Source organism: Urechidicola sp. KH5 (assembly GCF_054661455.1).
The window spans coordinates 309,573-326,047 of the sequence record NZ_BAAFSW010000004.1; the positions used below are offsets into that span (position 1 = coordinate 309,573).

Genomic DNA, 16,475 nt, shown 5'->3' on the forward strand with positions numbered 1-16,475 from the left:
AGTTTACTTGATTTTTTACAAAGTGGTGTCGGGAAAACCATTTATGCGTTGGGAAGAAGCAGCGGAAGTAGCTCTGTGTTATTGGTGGATTGAATTCACGGTAAAGCGTTTAGATGATGAACATAGAAAACAATATTTCACTCCTAGAAAACCTAAAAGTGTTTGGAGTAAGGTAAACAAAAACTACATAAAAGAATTAGATGTAAACGGTCTATTGCACGAAAGTGGGTTACAATCTATCGTAATTGCAAAAGAAAACTGTAGTTGGACTGCTGTAGAACATTTGGAAAACGGAGTGATTCCAATAGAGCTTCTAGAAGCATTTGATGCAAATCTGATAGCCTATGAGAATTATATGAATTTCGCTCCTTCGTATTGAAAGGAGGTATCTCTATTAGTTATACCAAGCAAAAAGACCAGAAACCGGACTCAAAATAATAAAAGTAATTAATGTTAATCGTGCTACCAACAAAATAGTACGCGAAGCTGGTGGCTATTAATTACTGTGTCATAATACCAAGGATTTCATCTTAAAAATACGTTTTATTTATTTAAATTAATTCAGTTCTAACTCCTTGATTGGTATAGAATTTCACTATGTCTTCATGGTAAACATTTACTTATTTACAGTTCATCCTATAAAAATTACAATTCAGTAAGCATTAATTTCTAGGGTGTGATTTGTGCTACATATTTGCAGTGTAATTAATCATTAAAAACTAAAAATTATGAAAACAATGTACAACACACCGACAATGAGTAGAGAGTATATATTCTTCTCGAATTTTAAAAACAGTAAAAGAATTAAATGGTCTGAAAACAGACATTTTAAAAAGTAATGTTTAACCAATTTAACCAAACACCATGTTTAGAATTGTAGTATTTGTTTTAATGTCAATGAGCTCTATTTTAGGATTTGCTCAAGAAACAAAAGACACCTATACGATTGATGCAGTCATCAAAAATATAGGCAGCAATAGAGGTACCGTTTATTATGCTCTTTACAATACAAAAGAGTCATTTGAAAAAAGAGAGGCATTTCAATCAGCTTCGTCAAAAATTCAAGACGGTATTTCTCAAATTAGTTTTAAAGAAGTTCCTGTTGGTACGTATGCAATAGTATGTTTTCACGATGTGAACGATAATTTAAAATTTGATATGATGGATAACGGAATGCCAATGGAGGCCTATGGAATTAGCAATAATAGCTTTAGTTATGGACCTCCTAGCTTTGACGAAGCAAAATTTGAAGTTAACAATACAAATCTTACATTTGATATTAAATTATTTAGATTTTAGAAATAATGAGTAAAACTGCCAAAAAGCTTTTATTAACCTTCATAATTGGATGTACGATTTTTGTTTTAGGAAATTTACTTTCAGGTAGAGGTTTATACTTTGAGACTAGTGAAGAATTTATTATAAATTTTGGTTTCAACCAGCTTTATGCCTTCGTACTGGGCTTTGGTAATATGTTTTACTTTGGATATCTAGAAAAACGTACTTGGCAAGAAGGTGACATTGCAAAAAGAATTGCTATTGGAATTGTTGGATCCATAATAATTACCTTGATCGGACTTTTTCTTTTAAGGGCATTTACGCAGGTGGTTTATATAGGTTCCTCATGGAATGAATTTATATCAAATGAAACCTTTGAACCATATAGTTTTGGCTTGTGGATTACCTTAACGATAGTAATTGGTTTTCATGTATTTTACTTTTATAATAAGTATCAACAAAAAAGAGTAAAAGAATCTCAAATTGTAGCTAAAACAGAAACAGCAAAGTTCGAGTCATTAAAGAATCAATTAGATCCACATTTTTTGTTTAATAGCTTAAATGTTCTTACTAGTTTAATAGACGAGAACCCAAGGCAAGCAGAAAAGTTTACAACTAAACTTTCTAAAGTTTACCGTTATGTTTTAGAGCAAAAAGATAAAGATTTAGTCTCTGTAGAAGAAGAGTTGAAATTCGCAAAATCATATATGCAATTGCTAAAGATGCGTTTTGAAGATGGTATTGAATTTAAAATTTTAGACAGCGTTAGCAACCCAGAACTAAAAATTATTCCGTTGTCTTTACAGCTTTTATTAGAGAATGCCGTAAAGCACAATACAATAACATCAAGCAATCCATTAGCTATTTCAATTTACGAGTCAAACGGATACTTGATTATAGAAAACAATATCAATCCGAAAGCCTCTTTAGAGAAGAGTACTAAGGTAGGATTAAAGAACATATTTCAACGTTACAGCTTGGTTTCAAAAGGCAAAGTTGAAGTATTTAACGATAAAAAAACATTTAAAGTAAAGTTGCCTTTACTAACACAAAAAATTAAAGAGATGAGAACTGATTATATAGAAACAGACAGTACAAAATATATGAGAGCTAAGAAAAGAGTGGAAGATTTAAAAGAATTTTACGGTAGCTTAGTTGCTTACGTAGTGGTAATTCCATTCTTGGTATACATAAACTATCGTACATATTGGGGGTTCCAATGGTTTTGGTTTCCCATGTTTGGTTGGGGATTAGGATTAGTAATTCAAGCCTTTAAAACTTTTGGCTACGGACAAGGTTGGGAAGAACGCAAGATTAAGGAACTCATGGAAAAGAATAAAAGAAATCAATTTTAATCAAGCAATACAATGGAAAATAACAACTTAGATCAAGATTACATAAAGGCGCAAGCTAGGGTTGAAGAATTAAAGAATTTTTACAATCACCTTATTAGCTTTATTGTTATTAACCCGTTCTTAATTTTTGTAAACTATATGACCTTTTGGGATTTTAAATGGTTCTGGTTTTCACTAGGCGGATGGGGATTAGGTTTGTTAATACATGCCTTAACTACATTTGGCGTGAGTAGAAACTGGGAAGAGCGTAAAATTAAAGAGTTAATGGATAAAGAAGATTTTTAAAAAATGGAAACGATGAAAAAAGATTTTTTTGAAGAAGAGCGTTATTTGGCCGCACAAAAACGCGTAAAAGACATCAAAGGATTTTACATACACCTATTCTGGTATATTATTGTAAATCTATTTATTACTTTCGGGGGGCCAATTATCTCGGCTTTTAACGAGGGAGGTTTACAGCACATAGAAATAGGATTTGGTAACTTTAGCGTATGGATTTTTTGGGGTATCGGTTTAGCTGCCCATTGGCTTGGAGTTTTTGGTAAAAACATAGTATTCTCTAAAGGCTGGGAAGAGCGTAAGATGAAAGAGTTTATGGATAAAGATAAATTTAACTAGGATAAAACAAATGAAAATACTCATCATAGAAGACGAGAGGCCATCAGCACGGAGATTAGGACGTATGTTGTCTGATTTAGGGTATGAAGCCATAGGTATGTTGCATTCTGTTTCAGAAGCTGTAGCTTGGTTTGAAAATAATACGCACCCAGATTTAATTATGTTAGACATTCAATTGTCAGATGGTTTATCTTTTGAAATCTTTGAAAGAGTACACGTAGAAAGTGCTATTATTTTTACAACGGCTTACGATGAGTATGCACTTAAAGCCTTTAAATTAAATAGCATTGATTATTTATTAAAACCAATTGATGACGATGAGTTAGAAACAGCTATTAAAAAGTTTGAGCGTAAATCTCCAACATCTCAGAATATGCAAGTTGATCTAGATCAAATTAGAAAGTTACTGATTAATCCATTAGACAAGAATTATAAGGAGCGCTTTACAGTTAAAATTGGTCAGCATTTAAAAATGATCAATGTAGCAGATATAGAGTGCATTTATTCTGAAAACAAAGGCACTTATTTATATACCTCAGATAAACGCGATTATTTGATAGATGCGACGCTGGAGCAGTTAGATGAGCAATTGAGCCCTGAGTTATTTTTTAGAGTGAGTCGAAAGTTCTTTATTAATATCAATGCCATTAAAGACATGGTTTCCTTCACTAATAGTCGCTTAAAAATTCAGCTGAAAACGTTTAGTCAGCATGAGATAATTGTGAGTAGAGAAAAGGTGAAAGATTTTAAAAATTGGTTGGGGTAAAAAAATATTTATAATAGTGGGTTTAAGGTATTTGCAAATCAAAGATTTATTTGTACATTTGCACGCCTTTTAGCGAGAATGGATTTTGAAAGGTAGAAAAGTTATAGAGTTTAACAACTCTTGCATTAAGTTCGCGAAAAAATCTAATTAATAGCAAGATACAAAAACCCAATTGACGCCATGTCAAAACTTCAAGAAAAGATTGAGCAATATACAAGCGAAATCGAGAAAAAAGGAATCAACGTTAATGTTGAGTTATTGGCGGCCGTAACAAAAGGATTAGGTCCTTCTATCTACAAAGCGGACGCAGAAAAAGTAGCAAGTTCAGATAAAAAAGAAATCGAGACAATTAAGAAAAATTTCTTGATTAAAAAGCTAGGACTTGAAGATACCGATGCGTTAGATACAGCTATTGAAAAAGCTATTGAAACCATCGGAAAATCAAACAGAAATAAATATAGAGCTATTTTTTACACCATTTTGGTAGAAGAATTAGGAGCTCAAGATATATATAATAATAAACAAGATACAGTGTCGGAAAAAACAAAAAAAGAAGAAGTAGTAGTTGAAGAGGCTGCTGCTGAAACAGTTGAAAATGTAATTGCTGGAACCGTTGAAGAACCAGCTGCAGAAGTAGTAGAAGAAGTTGTAGAAGAAGAAGTTGAGGAAAAACTTGACTTAATTGAAGAAGAAGAAAATACTGCTGCTACTCCAGAGGAGTTCCTAGCCAACTTTGATTGGCACAAATACGAGCAAGGTATTGAAGAAGTAGAAGAAGATAAATTAAAAGCTTTTGAAGCTGCTTTAGAAGATACTTTAGGTTTCGTAACAGAGCGTGAAGTTATTGAAGGTACTGTTGTGCGTTTAACAGATCGTGAGGCTATTATTGATATCAACTCTAAATCAGAAGGTGTAATTACTTTAAACGAGTTTCGTTACAACCCGAATTTAGCAGTAGGAGATAAAGTTGAGGTGTTAGTTGATAAGCGTGAAGACGTTTCTGGTCAGTTAGTATTATCTCACAAAAAAGCACGTGTAATAAAAGCTTGGGATCGTGTAAATGCGGCGCACGAAAGTGGTGAAGTTGTGAACGGTTTCGTTAAGTGTCGTACACGTGGTGGTATGATTGTAGATGTATTTGGTATTGAGGCATTCTTGCCAGGTTCTCAAATTGATGTAAAACCAATTAGAGATTACGATCAGTACGTAGAGAAAACTATGGAATTCAAAGTTGTTAAAATCAACCACGAATTTAAAAACGTTGTTGTATCTCACAAAGCACTTATCGAGGCTGATATCGAGTTACAGAAAAAAGAAATTATTGGTAAGTTAGAGAAAGGTCAAGTATTAGAAGGTGTTGTTAAAAACATTACTTCTTACGGTGTGTTTGTTGACTTAGGTGGAGTTGACGGATTAATTCACATTACAGACTTATCTTGGAGCCGTATCAACCACCCAAGTGAAATCTTAGAATTAGACCAAAAATTAAACGTTGTAATCTTAGACTTTGATGATGAGAAAACACGTATCCAATTAGGTTTAAAACAATTAAACGCTCACCCATGGGATGCTTTAGATGAAAACTTAAAAGTTGGAGATAAAGTAAAAGGTAAAGTTGTTGTTTTAGCTGATTATGGTGCATTTGTTGAAGTAAACGATGGTGTTGAAGGATTGATTCACGTTTCAGAAATGTCATGGTCTACTCACTTACGTTCTGCTCAAGATTTCGTAAAAGTAGGAGATGAGGTAGAAGCTGTAATCTTAACTTTAGATAGAGAAGAGCGTAAAATGTCTTTAGGTATCAAACAATTACACCCAGATCCATGGACAGATATTACAACTAAATACCCTGTAGGTTCTGCACACGAAGGTACCGTAAGAAACTATACTAACTTTGGTGTGTTTGTAGAGTTAGAAGAAGGTATTGATGGTTTAGTATACATCTCTGATTTATCTTGGACTAAGAAAGTAAAACACCCATCAGACTTTACTGCAATAGGTGATACTTTAAAAGTACAAGTATTAGAATTGGATGTTGAAGGACGTAAGCTAAACTTAGGTCACAAGCAAACTCAAGAAAACCCTTGGGATGCTCATGAAGCAACATACACAATTGATTCTGTACACGAAGGTACTGTAAAAGAAACTACAGATAAAGGAGCTATCGTAGTATTTGAAGAAGGTGTTGAAGCATTTGTACCAGGTCGTCACATGGCGAAAGAAGAAGGTGGTAAAATTGCAAAAGGTGAAACTGTACAATTCAAAGTATTAGAATTTAACAAAGAATACAGAAGATTAGTAGTTTCTCACTCAGCAATTTTTAGAGCTGAAGAGCAAAAGAATGTTAAAGCAGCAGCTAAAAAAGCACAAGATGTTGAAAAGCCAACATTAGGTGATGCGAACGATGCTTTACAAGCGTTAAAAGACAAAATGGAAGGTAAGTAAGCCAATCATTTTAAAAATAGATGAAGCCCGCTAAATGCGGGCTTTTTTATGTTAACAATTTAATAGCGCTCTAAAGATGATTGCCTTGGGTATTCACTTATATTTGTGGTCAAAATTATTTTTATGAGTTTAATAAAATCAATTTCTGGTATTCGGGGTACTATTGGTGGTGAGGTTGGTGATAACCTAACACCTTTAGATGCTGTAAAATTTGCAGCAGCGTACGGTACCTTTATCAGAAATCAATATAAAGAGCAACCGGTTACAGTTGTTATAGGTAGAGATGCACGTTTGTCTGGTAAGATGATTAGCTCACTTGTAGCAAACACTTTAGTAGGTTTGGGTATTCACGTAGTAGATTTAGGATTATCTACTACGCCTACTGTTGAAATTGCAGTGCCTATAGAAAAAGCACAAGGCGGTATAATTTTAACAGCCTCTCACAATCCAAAACAATGGAATGCTCTTAAACTTTTAAATGAGAAAGGGGAATTTTTAAATGCTGTAGATGGTGTAGAAATTTTGGAATTGGCAGAAAATGATGCGTATTCTTTTGTTGAGGTTGATGCACTAGGTAGCTATACCAAAAAGAAAGGGTATATCGAAAAGCATGTAGAAGAAGTACTAGCCTTACCTTTTGTAGATGCAGAGGCAATTAAAAATGCAAACTTTAAGGTTGTTGTAGATGCCGTAAATTCTACAGGTGGTTTATTTATTCCTGCTTTATTAAAAGCGTTGAACGTAGAATGTGTTGAATTATATTGTGAACCTACCGGTCATTTTCCGCACAATCCTGAGCCTTTAAAAGAACACTTAGGCGATATTTCTGCATTGGTTGTTAAAGAAAATGCACATGTGGGTATCGTGGTAGATCCAGATGTAGATAGATTGGCATTGATTTGTGACAATGGAGAGATGTTTGGAGAAGAATACACGTTAGTAGCTTGTGCAGATTATGTACTTTCTAAAAAGTCTGGAAATACGGTTTCAAATATGTCTTCTTCAAGAGCTTTAAGAGATGTAACTGAGAAGCATGGTGGCTCTTATCAAGCAAGTGCAGTTGGCGAAGTTAATGTAGTAGCCTTAATGAAAGAAACCAATGCTATTATTGGTGGAGAAGGTAACGGAGGTATTATTTATCCTGCTTCTCACTATGGCAGAGACTCTTTGGTGGGGGTGGCTTTATTTTTATCGCATTTAGCTACGTGTGGTATGACAAGTACTGAGTTAAGAGCATCGTATCCGAGTTATTTTATGAGCAAACAAAAGATTGCTTTAACACCTCAAATTGATGTTGATGGAATTTTGGCAACAATGGCGAACACTTATGTAGATGAAGATGTTTTAACCATTGATGGTGTAAAAATCAATTTTGAGAAAGAATGGGTGCATTTGAGAAAATCAAATACCGAACCTATTATAAGAATTTATACAGAGAGTATATCTCAAGAAAGTGCAGATGCTCTTGGACAAAGATTTATAGATGAAATAAAAGCGCTTATTTAAGCGCTTTTATTTTTTATATTTTGTTTCCCATTCTTGGTATTTATCGCGGTGTTTAAAACGCTTATGCGACCAAAAGTAATATTCTGGAGCTTCTTTAATTTGTTGTTCTAATAAAGTTTTATAGCGTTCTGTAACTTCGTAGTCTGGTAAATCTTTTGGATTCTCTGCAATCATTTTAAACTCGCATTCGTAGTAACCCCTTTTTACTTTTCTTACATCGTAAAATAGCACTACATGATTGATTTTTTTTGCAATGGCTTCGGCTCCAACAAAAAATGGCACCTTAACACCTAAGAAGTCCGTCCAATATTTAGTGCGCTTCAGCATTGGAGATTGATCGCTAATCATGGCATTAAGGGTTAAATGCCCTTCTCTTTCATTTTGTTTATAAGCAACATATGCTTTGTTAGATTGTATCAATTGAGAGCCAAAACGAGATCGACTCTTTAGCATCATTTTATTAAAATAAGGGTTGCCAATTTTTGAGTACAATGCGGTACCCTTATGATTTACCAAAAGAGGTAATTGTACCAACCATTCCCAATTGGCGTAATGTCCACCAAGTACAATGGCACTTTGACCTTTTTTTTCAAGCTCAGCTATTAATTCTAAGTTGGTAAACTTAAAGTGTTTTCTAATAGCTTTTTTACTTATAGTAATAGACTTTACCATTTCTATAAACACATCCATTAGATGTTTACAAAAGGCATTTCTTATATGGTTGACTTCCTTTTCTAACTTGTCTGGAAATGCTAATTGAATATTTTCTTTGATTACTTTTCTTCTGTAACCAACTATATTAAATATTAAAAAGCGCAGTCCATCAGAAAGTATGTAAAGCACTCTAAATGGAAGTAAAGATAGCAACCACAGGAGTGGAAATACCAATATGTAGATTAATAATTGCATAAAACTATCGCACAAATATCGTATATAATTTTATCTTTGAGTACTACAAAATTGTATTTATGTTTTCAGAAATTCACCCTGCTGTATTGGTCATTATAATTGCCAATGTTTTAGTGTCTTATAAAGGGTTTAACGATACTTATTTTTTTAATAAATACTTATTTCAAGTAGGAGATATTAAGCGTGGTGAGCAGTTTAGAATGTTCTCTTCAGGATTTTTGCATGTAGATGTTACACACTTGCTGTTTAATATGCTAACCTTGTATTTTTTTGCTGATACTATTATTTACGCCTTAGATGTGACCAAATTCTTGATTGTGTATGGAGGCAGTTTATTGGCGGGGAGTATCTATGCTTTAGCTTATCATAAAAATGATTTGTACTATCGAGCCGTTGGAGCTTCTGGAGCTGTAATGGGCGTTATATACTCATCTATTCTTTTATATCCAGGAATGGAGTTGTACATGTTTTTTATACCAATTCCAATTCCAAGTTATGTATTTGGTTTAGGATACTTAATATATTCTATTTACGGAATGAAAAAAGGTATTGGTAACATAGGTCATAGTGCACATATCGGTGGTGCAATAGGAGGGTATGCCTTAACCATATTATTAGCTCCTGAGGTGTTGCAATACAATTTGTCTATGGTGCTTTTGCTGGCCTTACCTATCGTATTTCTATTTGTATTTCAAAAACGATTAAACAGGAATTAATAAAATTTTTCGTCTACTCTAAGTACTTTTAAAAAGTGAAATCCGTAGATATTATAACCTTCGTTATAATAGAATTTATGGCTCTTAGGGTTACTTGTATAGGCATTTAATTCAGAAGCTTCGCAACCTTTTGATTTTGCGTGTTCATAAATCCACTCAAAAAAGTATTTCCCTAACCCTCGTCCACGGTAGGTTGGGTCTACTATAACATGATCAACTTCCATACTTTTACCAATATAGTGCCGCGTCATATACCAAATACCACAGACACCAATCAATTTTTTACCATCGTACATTGCAGCACATTCATAATTCTGCGCCACCATTTCCAACAAACGCTCTTTCATTAAATCTTCAGATGTTTTTTGATTGAGGATTTTTAAAAGAGGGATGATGTCATGAATTTGGTTTTTAGGAAGAATTTTTATGGTAATGTTGTCCATTATTATGCTATTTTTGGTCAAAGATAGTAATAGTTATGATTACAGTTAAAGAGATTTCAGCACCAGAAACCTATGCAATTCGCAAAGCTGTTTTACGTGAGAATATACCGCTAACAGAAAAGATGGATGGAGATTTTGATGATAGTACCATTCACTTAGGCGTTTATGTAGACAATGTTCTGAATTGTGTTGCTACGTTTATGCCACATGAGAGTAATCACTTTACCGGTAAACAGTACAGATTAAGAGGAATGGCAACTTCTAAAGAAGCTCAGGGTCTAGGTCTTGGTAGAAAAGTTTTAGAAGAAGCGGCTACAATTTTAAAAGCAAAGCAAATTGATGTGTTATGGTGTAATGCAAGAGTAGTGGCGCTTGAGTTTTATAGAAAATGTGGCTATCAAATAATTGGTGAAGAGTTTGATGTTCATTTAGTGGGACCACATTATGTAATGTTTAAAATGTTGCAAGATGTCGAGTAAGGTTTGGATTCTTCTTATTTCGTTTGCATGTGTAGTTCAACAGCCAAGTTTTGACCAAGATGTGTTATTAGGTAGTACAGACAAACACATTTATAAAGGCGTATTGCAGGAAGAAGCCTACCATGCTTTCAAACAAATGCAAGCTTCAGCATTAAAAGAGGGGATTGAGATTCAAATTGTTTCAGGATATCGCAGTTATGAGCGGCAGAAACAGATTTGGAATGGCAAATACCAACGTTATACCAAACAAGGACTTTCACCCGAAGCAGCTATTGCCAAGATTATAGAATACTCTACCATCCCCGGAACCTCTAGACATCATTGGGGTACCGACATGGATATAATAGATGCCTCTAAAACAAGACCTAAGAGTGCATTGCAAACAGAACATTTTGAAGAAGGTGGTATCTATCGCGATTTAAAATTATGGATGGAAGCGAATGCTGATGCCTATGGATTTTGTTTGGTGTATACAGATGAACCAAAACGTAAAGGATTTAGATTTGAACCTTGGCATTACAGCTACCAACCAATTGCCAAACCGATGCTTGAAGCTTATAATAAGCTAGATTTACTCCAAATATTACTAGCAGATAAGATTGAAGGGAGTACCTATTTAACACGTACTTTTATCAATAAATACAAACAAGAAAACGTATTAGATATTAATCCGTATTTGAAATAATACATTGTATTGCCAAAATTAAATAAAGTACTAACTTAAAACCAAACCAACATTCTATGATTTCTTTTCCTAAAAGTTTTTTATTTATCATTTGTGTTTTAACTACTGGTTTTACTAGTTGTACACAAGAACCTAAAAGTGTACAACAAGAATTGTGGGGTACGGAGCAAGATAAAAACGTATATCAATATGTAGTAACAAATGCAAATGGTATGGTGGTTAAAATAACGAACTATGGCGCCATAATAACTGCTGTTTATGCACCAGACAAAAACGGAACATTAGAAGATGTGGTTTTGGGATTTGATAACCTGGAGCAATACCTAGAACCAAATCCTGTTTTTGGTGCAGCAGTGGGGAGATTTGCCAATAGAATTAGAAATGCTGAGTTTACCATAGATGAAACCACTTACCAATTAACGAAAAACAACGGAGCGCACAACATACATGGGGGAGGTGAATTTAACAAAGTAGTTTGGGACAGCGAAATTGTAGAAAACGAACAAGGTATAGGCGTTAAGTTGCATTATTTATCGAAAGATGGAACCAACGGATTTCCTGGAAACTTAGATACTTATATAACCTATACACTAACAGATACGAACGCAATACATGTAAAATTTGAAGCAGAAACAGATAAGAAAACGCATGTTAGCATGACACAGCATAGCTATTTTAATCTTGCAGGAACAGATGCCTTGATTTATGACCATCTTATAAAAATTGATGCTGATAGGTATACCGAAATAGATGAAGCTGTTATTCCAACTGGAGCCTTGGGGTTAGTAAAAGGTACCGACTTAGATTTAACAACATTAACAGCTATGGGTAAAAATATTCATAAGTTTGAGAACAACGGGTATCATTTTTGTTATGTGTTTAATAAGCCAGTAGGAGCATTGGCAAAGGTAATTGAAGTTGTAGAACCCAATTCTGGAAGAACTTTGGAAGTAAGTACTACACAACCGAGTGTTCAATTCTATACAGGTAATAAAATTAGTACTGACTTTATTGGCAAGTATGGTGTAAACTACCAACCACATGGCGCATTTTGTTTGGAAACACAACATTTGCCAAATACACCTAACCAACCTAATTTTCCATCTACCTTATTAAGTCCTAATGAAAAGTACGAAGAGGTTGTGATTTATGATTTTGGGGTATTAAACGAGTAAAAACAATTTCGTTAAACTACAGTTGTTTCTATACTTTTCTAGAAATAACTCGGTCTACATTTTAAAAGCCCTTCGTTTACAAAGTTGTCTAACTCATACGACAGCAAAAATTCGAATACACCACCTGTATTGCCTATATCGGTGGTGTTTATGTCGTAAGACAATCCAAACTTAAATTCTTTCCAACGCAATCCAATAAAAGGATTAATAGAGGTTAATACCGGACTTTTCTCATCTGGTTTAACAGGGTTTGTTGTCATCGTAAGTCCTGTAGAAAATTGTCCATTAAAAACATATTGTGCACCTATGTCTAATCTACCGTATTGTCCTTGCTGCATATAATTCGCCAATGCAAATACACTGTGATCGTCTTTATTGTTGTTGTACTTAAATATGTCGAACTCCATAGAGCCATGCACAGAAAAGAACATATCTAGGGGAGTATTTCCTCCCTCTGTTAATGAAATATTAGGTTTGTTAAGGTGCTTTACAGTAATTCCAATCCAACTCGTTTCGTTATTAAAAAGAATTGAAGAACTAAAATCAAAAAAGTTTCTTCGTTCTTCAACTAAAATTGGGTCTATGGTATTAGGATCAATAAATCCAGATGTTATATCTATTTGATCTTCTAAGATAACATTGTTAAAGGCATAGTCTTTAATACCCAAACCTATAGAAATACTAGGTCTAAAATACCATTCGTCGTTTAATCTTATTTTTAACGCATAATTGGCATTTACTTGTGTAAATTGATATTTGGTGGCATTCTCTCGTTGATGCAGAATACTTATACCTATGCCTGATCTAAATTTATCTACGTATCCATCTATATAGGCAAAAGTCGTATTGGTTTTGAAGGCCAATCCTCGCCATTGGTTTCTATAGATAGCACCTAGTTTTAAAGTTTCTGCAGCTCCTGTAAAACTAGAGCTTATGGTCTCTGGCATCATAAAGTTCTGCGTAAAAACAGGATCTTGTGCATAGGTGTGTAGTGCAAATACACTGTATATTATAAGAAATAATTTTCTCATCGTAACAAAGTAATTGGGGCATTTAACGTGATTTCTTTTCCATAGAATGTAACGGCTTTAACAGCAATTACATAATTTCCGTTTTCGGCATCTTCACCTTTTATAGAGCCATCCCATCCTTCTAAACTCAAACTGTTTTCATAGTATATCTTCTCTCCCCATGTATCAAAAACGCTCATCTCCATTTCTTGTAATCCAAAGAAAGAAGGGCGCATGGTATCGTTTATGCCATCTTGATTAGGTGTAAATGCCGTTGGAAGAATAATATCATATCCTTGGGTGATTTCTATTTGTTTGGTAACACTATATGTACAATCATAATCGTATTGAACGGTTAAAGTTACCGCATATCTACCTACATTATTATATATATGTTCCGGACTGAATACATCGCTTGGCTGTGATTGATCTCCAAAATTCCATTGTATACTTATTGGGTCTCCAGTAGAGGTATTGGTAAAGAAAATAGGGTCATCAATAGAGAAAGTACCATAAGTTTCAAATCCAAATGAGGTAAATTCAAAATCTGGGAATCCAATGTCTTGTAAATCAACATCAAAAACAAATTGTTGCATACATCCTAAGCTGTCTGTAACATCTACTAAAACAACCCCACTTTCATTAGTTGTCATTACAGTAGGAGTATTTGGATCAATATCTCCTCTAGACCATACAATATTAAATGGAGGAACTCCTCCATTAATGATTAATTCATTGCGCTGTAATGTCTGTCTTAAATCGCAATCTGCAAAAACAGTAGTCTCTACATCTAGTTCTAATGCATCTGGTCTAAATACATTAAAAGTTCTGGTTTCTTCACAACCGTTTGCATCTGTAACTAAAACAGTATAATCTCCTGGTGGAATATTGTCTAAATCTTCGGTCGTTGCACCATTACTCCAATTAATTTCCATCGGTAATGTACCGCCCGTTACGAGCAGGTTTATAGCTCCACTTTCTACAATATCGCAGTCAAGAGCATTGGTAACATTGCCACTAAGATTTAAAGCTGCAGGTTCAGTAATTGTAAATGTTCTATCGATAGGACAAGAAGGACTGTCACTATCAGTAATATAAACACTGTAAGTGCCGGCAGGGAGGTTATTACGTTCTGCTCCTGCAGTTGGGTCGTCTGCCCAAGTAACTGTAATTGGTAATACTCCGCCAATAATATTTAAATGAATAAAGCCGTCATTCGCGCCAAAGCAAGATATATTTGACACCACAGGTTCAATATGAAATTCAGGACTTGTAATTTCTATGCTCTCAGATTGAGAACAACCACTTTCATCTGTAACTATCACAGTATAAATTCCTGCAGAAAGATTGGTACGAATAGGACCACTACCAAAGTCACTCCAATCATAAGTAAAGCTACCTGTACCACCAGAAACATTTAGTGTAATAGCCCCATCCATGGCACCATAACAAGTCTCATCTACCTTTGTATAGGAAATTGTAATACCATCTGGTTGAGTAATATTTATCGATCCAATTTCTTTAAAACAACCATTAACGTCTGTAACTACTATTTGATAAATACCTGCAACTAAATTGTCAAACTGATAGGAAGGATTGGTTGTTGTAAAACTTGCACTTACAGCATTTCCTAAATAATCAGTTCCTGTTAATGCATAAGTAAAAGGCGCTATTGATAGTTGGTCTACATTAACTAGAATAAAACCATTATTATCGCCAAAACACAGTAATTGATTATGTGTCTCACTAATAAGTAATTCTATTGGTTCTATTATTTCAAAATCTTGAGTAGTAACACAATTGTTCGCATCGGTTAAGGTTAATGTATAATTTCCTGGACCTAATCCTGATTGATCTTCTTGTGTTGGAATAAGTCCAGAACCATTAGTGGTTGTCCACGCATATGTATAGTTTGGCGTACCTCCCAGAAATGTAATTTCAATGCTACCATCATTGGCTCCAAAACAAGAAATATGATTCAAATTATCTTCTTGAATAGTTAATAAAGTAGGTTCTGTAATCACATAGTCTTGATTAAATACACAACTAGTTCCATCTTGTATATTCAAATTGTACGTTCCAGGTTCTAAATTACTAATATCTTCTGTAGTTGCTGAAAAGCCATTAGGCCCCGTCCATAATATGTTAAATGGATTACCTGGACTTATTGGTGTACCTCCGGAAATAGTGATATCTATTCCGGCATTATCACTACCGAAACACGCACTATTGGATATATCCGCAATTACACTAATTCCTGGATTTACCGTTATAGTGACATCAAAATCATTACCAATACAAATACCCGCAGTTGGAGTAATTGTATATGTTACTGTTGCAGGTAGATTGGTTGTGTTTGTTAGCGTTTGCGATAGTGAGGTTTCTGCAACGCCATCTGTTGTTCCTGTAACTGAACCTGCAGGTACAATGCTAGGAGCAGACCATGAAAATGTTGTGCCTGCTGGAATAATTGCACCGGGTATTGTTGTAAAGTCTAAGTTATAAGTTAATCCACTACAAATATCATCATTGTAATTAGGTACATCAGGCGTTTGATTTACGTCAACTGAAGCAAAATCAGATAAAACTGAAGGACATCCTCCTCCGGTGAAAGTAATCTCACAATAGTAATAAGTAATTCCTAAAGTACTTGTTGGTGGGTCGTAGCTTGAAGTATTAGCTCCTCCAATAGCTACAGCGCCGATGGTTGAATTTGTATTGTTACTAAACCATTGATACGATGGTGTTCCGGTACCATTCAAATAATCTACCTGAAGAATGGTTGCTGATTCGTTTTCACAAACTTGACTAGATTGTGGTTGTGTGTTTATAATTGGAGCTGTGGTAGTAATAACCGCTGCGGTATTGGATACGACCTCACAATCTAAAGAGCCAGGGCTTTGACTAATAACTACATAATAGTAGAGAGTTCCTACAGTAGAAGTAGGGGGCGTATAAGAATCAGAAGTAGCTCCTGGAATTAACGTACCGCCTGTATTGGTATTTGTAGTATTGCTATACCATTGGTAGCTAAAGGTTCCTATACCTCCAGAGGCCACAACCGTTAAATCGGTTGGTGTTGCACTTTGA

The 16,475-nt window shown here is 34.5% G+C and carries 16 protein-coding genes; 12 read left to right on the top strand and 4 right to left on the bottom strand.

All coding sequences use genetic code 11. The features are described from left to right. Positions 1-43 precede the first annotated feature (43 nt). The 8 genes from ACYQ5R_RS12525 to glmM all read left to right on the top strand — a co-directional run bounded on the left by ACYQ5R_RS12525 (position 44) and on the right by glmM (position 7,968). A complete protein-coding gene (locus ACYQ5R_RS12525; RefSeq protein ID WP_460191301.1) occupies positions 44-379 on the top strand; it encodes a YdeI/OmpD-associated family protein in 336 nt (111 codons plus the stop codon). Between the two features lie 485 nt (positions 380-864). Further along, positions 865-1,299 carry a DUF2141 domain-containing protein gene (locus ACYQ5R_RS12530; RefSeq protein ID WP_460191302.1) on the top strand — a complete coding sequence of 145 codons (435 nt, stop codon included), beginning with the start codon at positions 865-867 and terminating at the stop codon, positions 1,297-1,299. 5 nt (positions 1,300-1,304) lie between these two features. Then, positions 1,305-2,633 (top strand): 2TM domain-containing protein, encoded by a 1,329-nt coding sequence (locus ACYQ5R_RS12535; protein ID WP_460191303.1) that lies wholly within the window; start codon positions 1,305-1,307, stop codon positions 2,631-2,633. Between the two features lie 12 nt (positions 2,634-2,645). Further along, positions 2,646-2,918: a 2TM domain-containing protein gene (locus tag ACYQ5R_RS12540; RefSeq protein WP_460191304.1), complete on the top strand. Its 273-nt coding sequence runs from the start codon at positions 2,646-2,648 to the stop codon at positions 2,916-2,918. Positions 2,919-2,930: 12 nt separating this feature from the next. Next, entirely contained in the window at positions 2,931-3,251 is a 321-nt protein-coding gene (locus ACYQ5R_RS12545) for a 2TM domain-containing protein (protein ID WP_460191305.1), read from the top strand. A gap of 10 nt (positions 3,252-3,261) precedes the next feature. Then, positions 3,262-4,017, top strand: coding sequence for a LytR/AlgR family response regulator transcription factor (locus tag ACYQ5R_RS12550; protein ID WP_460191306.1), 756 nt, complete (start codon positions 3,262-3,264; stop codon positions 4,015-4,017). 180 nt (positions 4,018-4,197) lie between these two features. Beyond that, positions 4,198-6,462 (top strand): 30S ribosomal protein S1, encoded by a 2,265-nt coding sequence (rpsA, locus tag ACYQ5R_RS12555; protein ID WP_460191307.1) that lies wholly within the window; start codon positions 4,198-4,200, stop codon positions 6,460-6,462. Between the two features lie 123 nt (positions 6,463-6,585). After that, a complete protein-coding gene (gene glmM, locus ACYQ5R_RS12560; RefSeq protein ID WP_460191308.1) occupies positions 6,586-7,968 on the top strand; it encodes a phosphoglucosamine mutase in 1,383 nt (460 codons plus the stop codon). 6 nt (positions 7,969-7,974) lie between these two features. Here glmM and ACYQ5R_RS12565 read toward each other — a convergent pair whose 3' ends face one another. After that, positions 7,975-8,877: a lysophospholipid acyltransferase family protein gene (locus ACYQ5R_RS12565; protein ID WP_460191309.1), complete on the bottom strand. Its 903-nt coding sequence runs from the start codon at positions 8,875-8,877 to the stop codon at positions 7,975-7,977. Between the two features lie 59 nt (positions 8,878-8,936). Here ACYQ5R_RS12565 and ACYQ5R_RS12570 point away from each other — a divergent pair, with 59 nt between their 5' ends. Further along, entirely contained in the window at positions 8,937-9,593 is a 657-nt protein-coding gene (locus ACYQ5R_RS12570) for a rhomboid family intramembrane serine protease (protein WP_460191310.1), read from the top strand. Here the strand turns inward: ACYQ5R_RS12570 and ACYQ5R_RS12575 are convergent. Further along, positions 9,590-10,036, bottom strand: coding sequence for a GNAT family N-acetyltransferase (locus ACYQ5R_RS12575; RefSeq protein WP_460191311.1), 447 nt, complete (start codon positions 10,034-10,036; stop codon positions 9,590-9,592). The genes ACYQ5R_RS12570 and ACYQ5R_RS12575 overlap by 4 nt on opposite strands. Positions 10,037-10,071: 35 nt before the next feature. Here ACYQ5R_RS12575 and ACYQ5R_RS12580 point away from each other — a divergent pair, with 35 nt between their 5' ends. From ACYQ5R_RS12580 to ACYQ5R_RS12590, 3 genes are read left to right on the top strand one after another with little or no spacing between them, the layout of a single operon-like run. Further along, positions 10,072-10,515: a GNAT family N-acetyltransferase gene (locus ACYQ5R_RS12580; RefSeq protein ID WP_460191312.1), complete on the top strand. Its 444-nt coding sequence runs from the start codon at positions 10,072-10,074 to the stop codon at positions 10,513-10,515. Further along, positions 10,505-11,200 carry a M15 family metallopeptidase gene (locus tag ACYQ5R_RS12585; protein ID WP_460191313.1) on the top strand — a complete coding sequence of 232 codons (696 nt, stop codon included), beginning with the start codon at positions 10,505-10,507 and terminating at the stop codon, positions 11,198-11,200. Before ACYQ5R_RS12580 ends, ACYQ5R_RS12585 begins: the two co-directional genes overlap by 11 nt. Positions 11,201-11,256: 56 nt before the next feature. Beyond that, complete coding sequence (locus ACYQ5R_RS12590; protein ID WP_460191314.1) at positions 11,257-12,375, top strand: aldose epimerase family protein; 1,119 nt, start codon at positions 11,257-11,259, stop codon at positions 12,373-12,375. A gap of 38 nt (positions 12,376-12,413) precedes the next feature. On the opposite strand, the gene ACYQ5R_RS12595 is transcribed toward ACYQ5R_RS12590, so the two are convergent. Together ACYQ5R_RS12595 and ACYQ5R_RS12600 are read right to left on the bottom strand one after the other, a co-directional pair. After that, the gene (locus tag ACYQ5R_RS12595; RefSeq protein WP_460191315.1) at positions 12,414-13,406 is read right to left on the bottom strand and encodes a PorP/SprF family type IX secretion system membrane protein; all 993 of its coding nucleotides are present in this window, start codon (positions 13,404-13,406) and stop codon (positions 12,414-12,416) included. Beyond that, the coding region (locus ACYQ5R_RS12600) for a PKD domain-containing protein (protein ID WP_460191316.1) at positions 13,403-16,475 on the bottom strand (3,073 nt) is incomplete at its 5' end. The genes ACYQ5R_RS12600 and ACYQ5R_RS12595, both read right to left, overlap by 4 nt.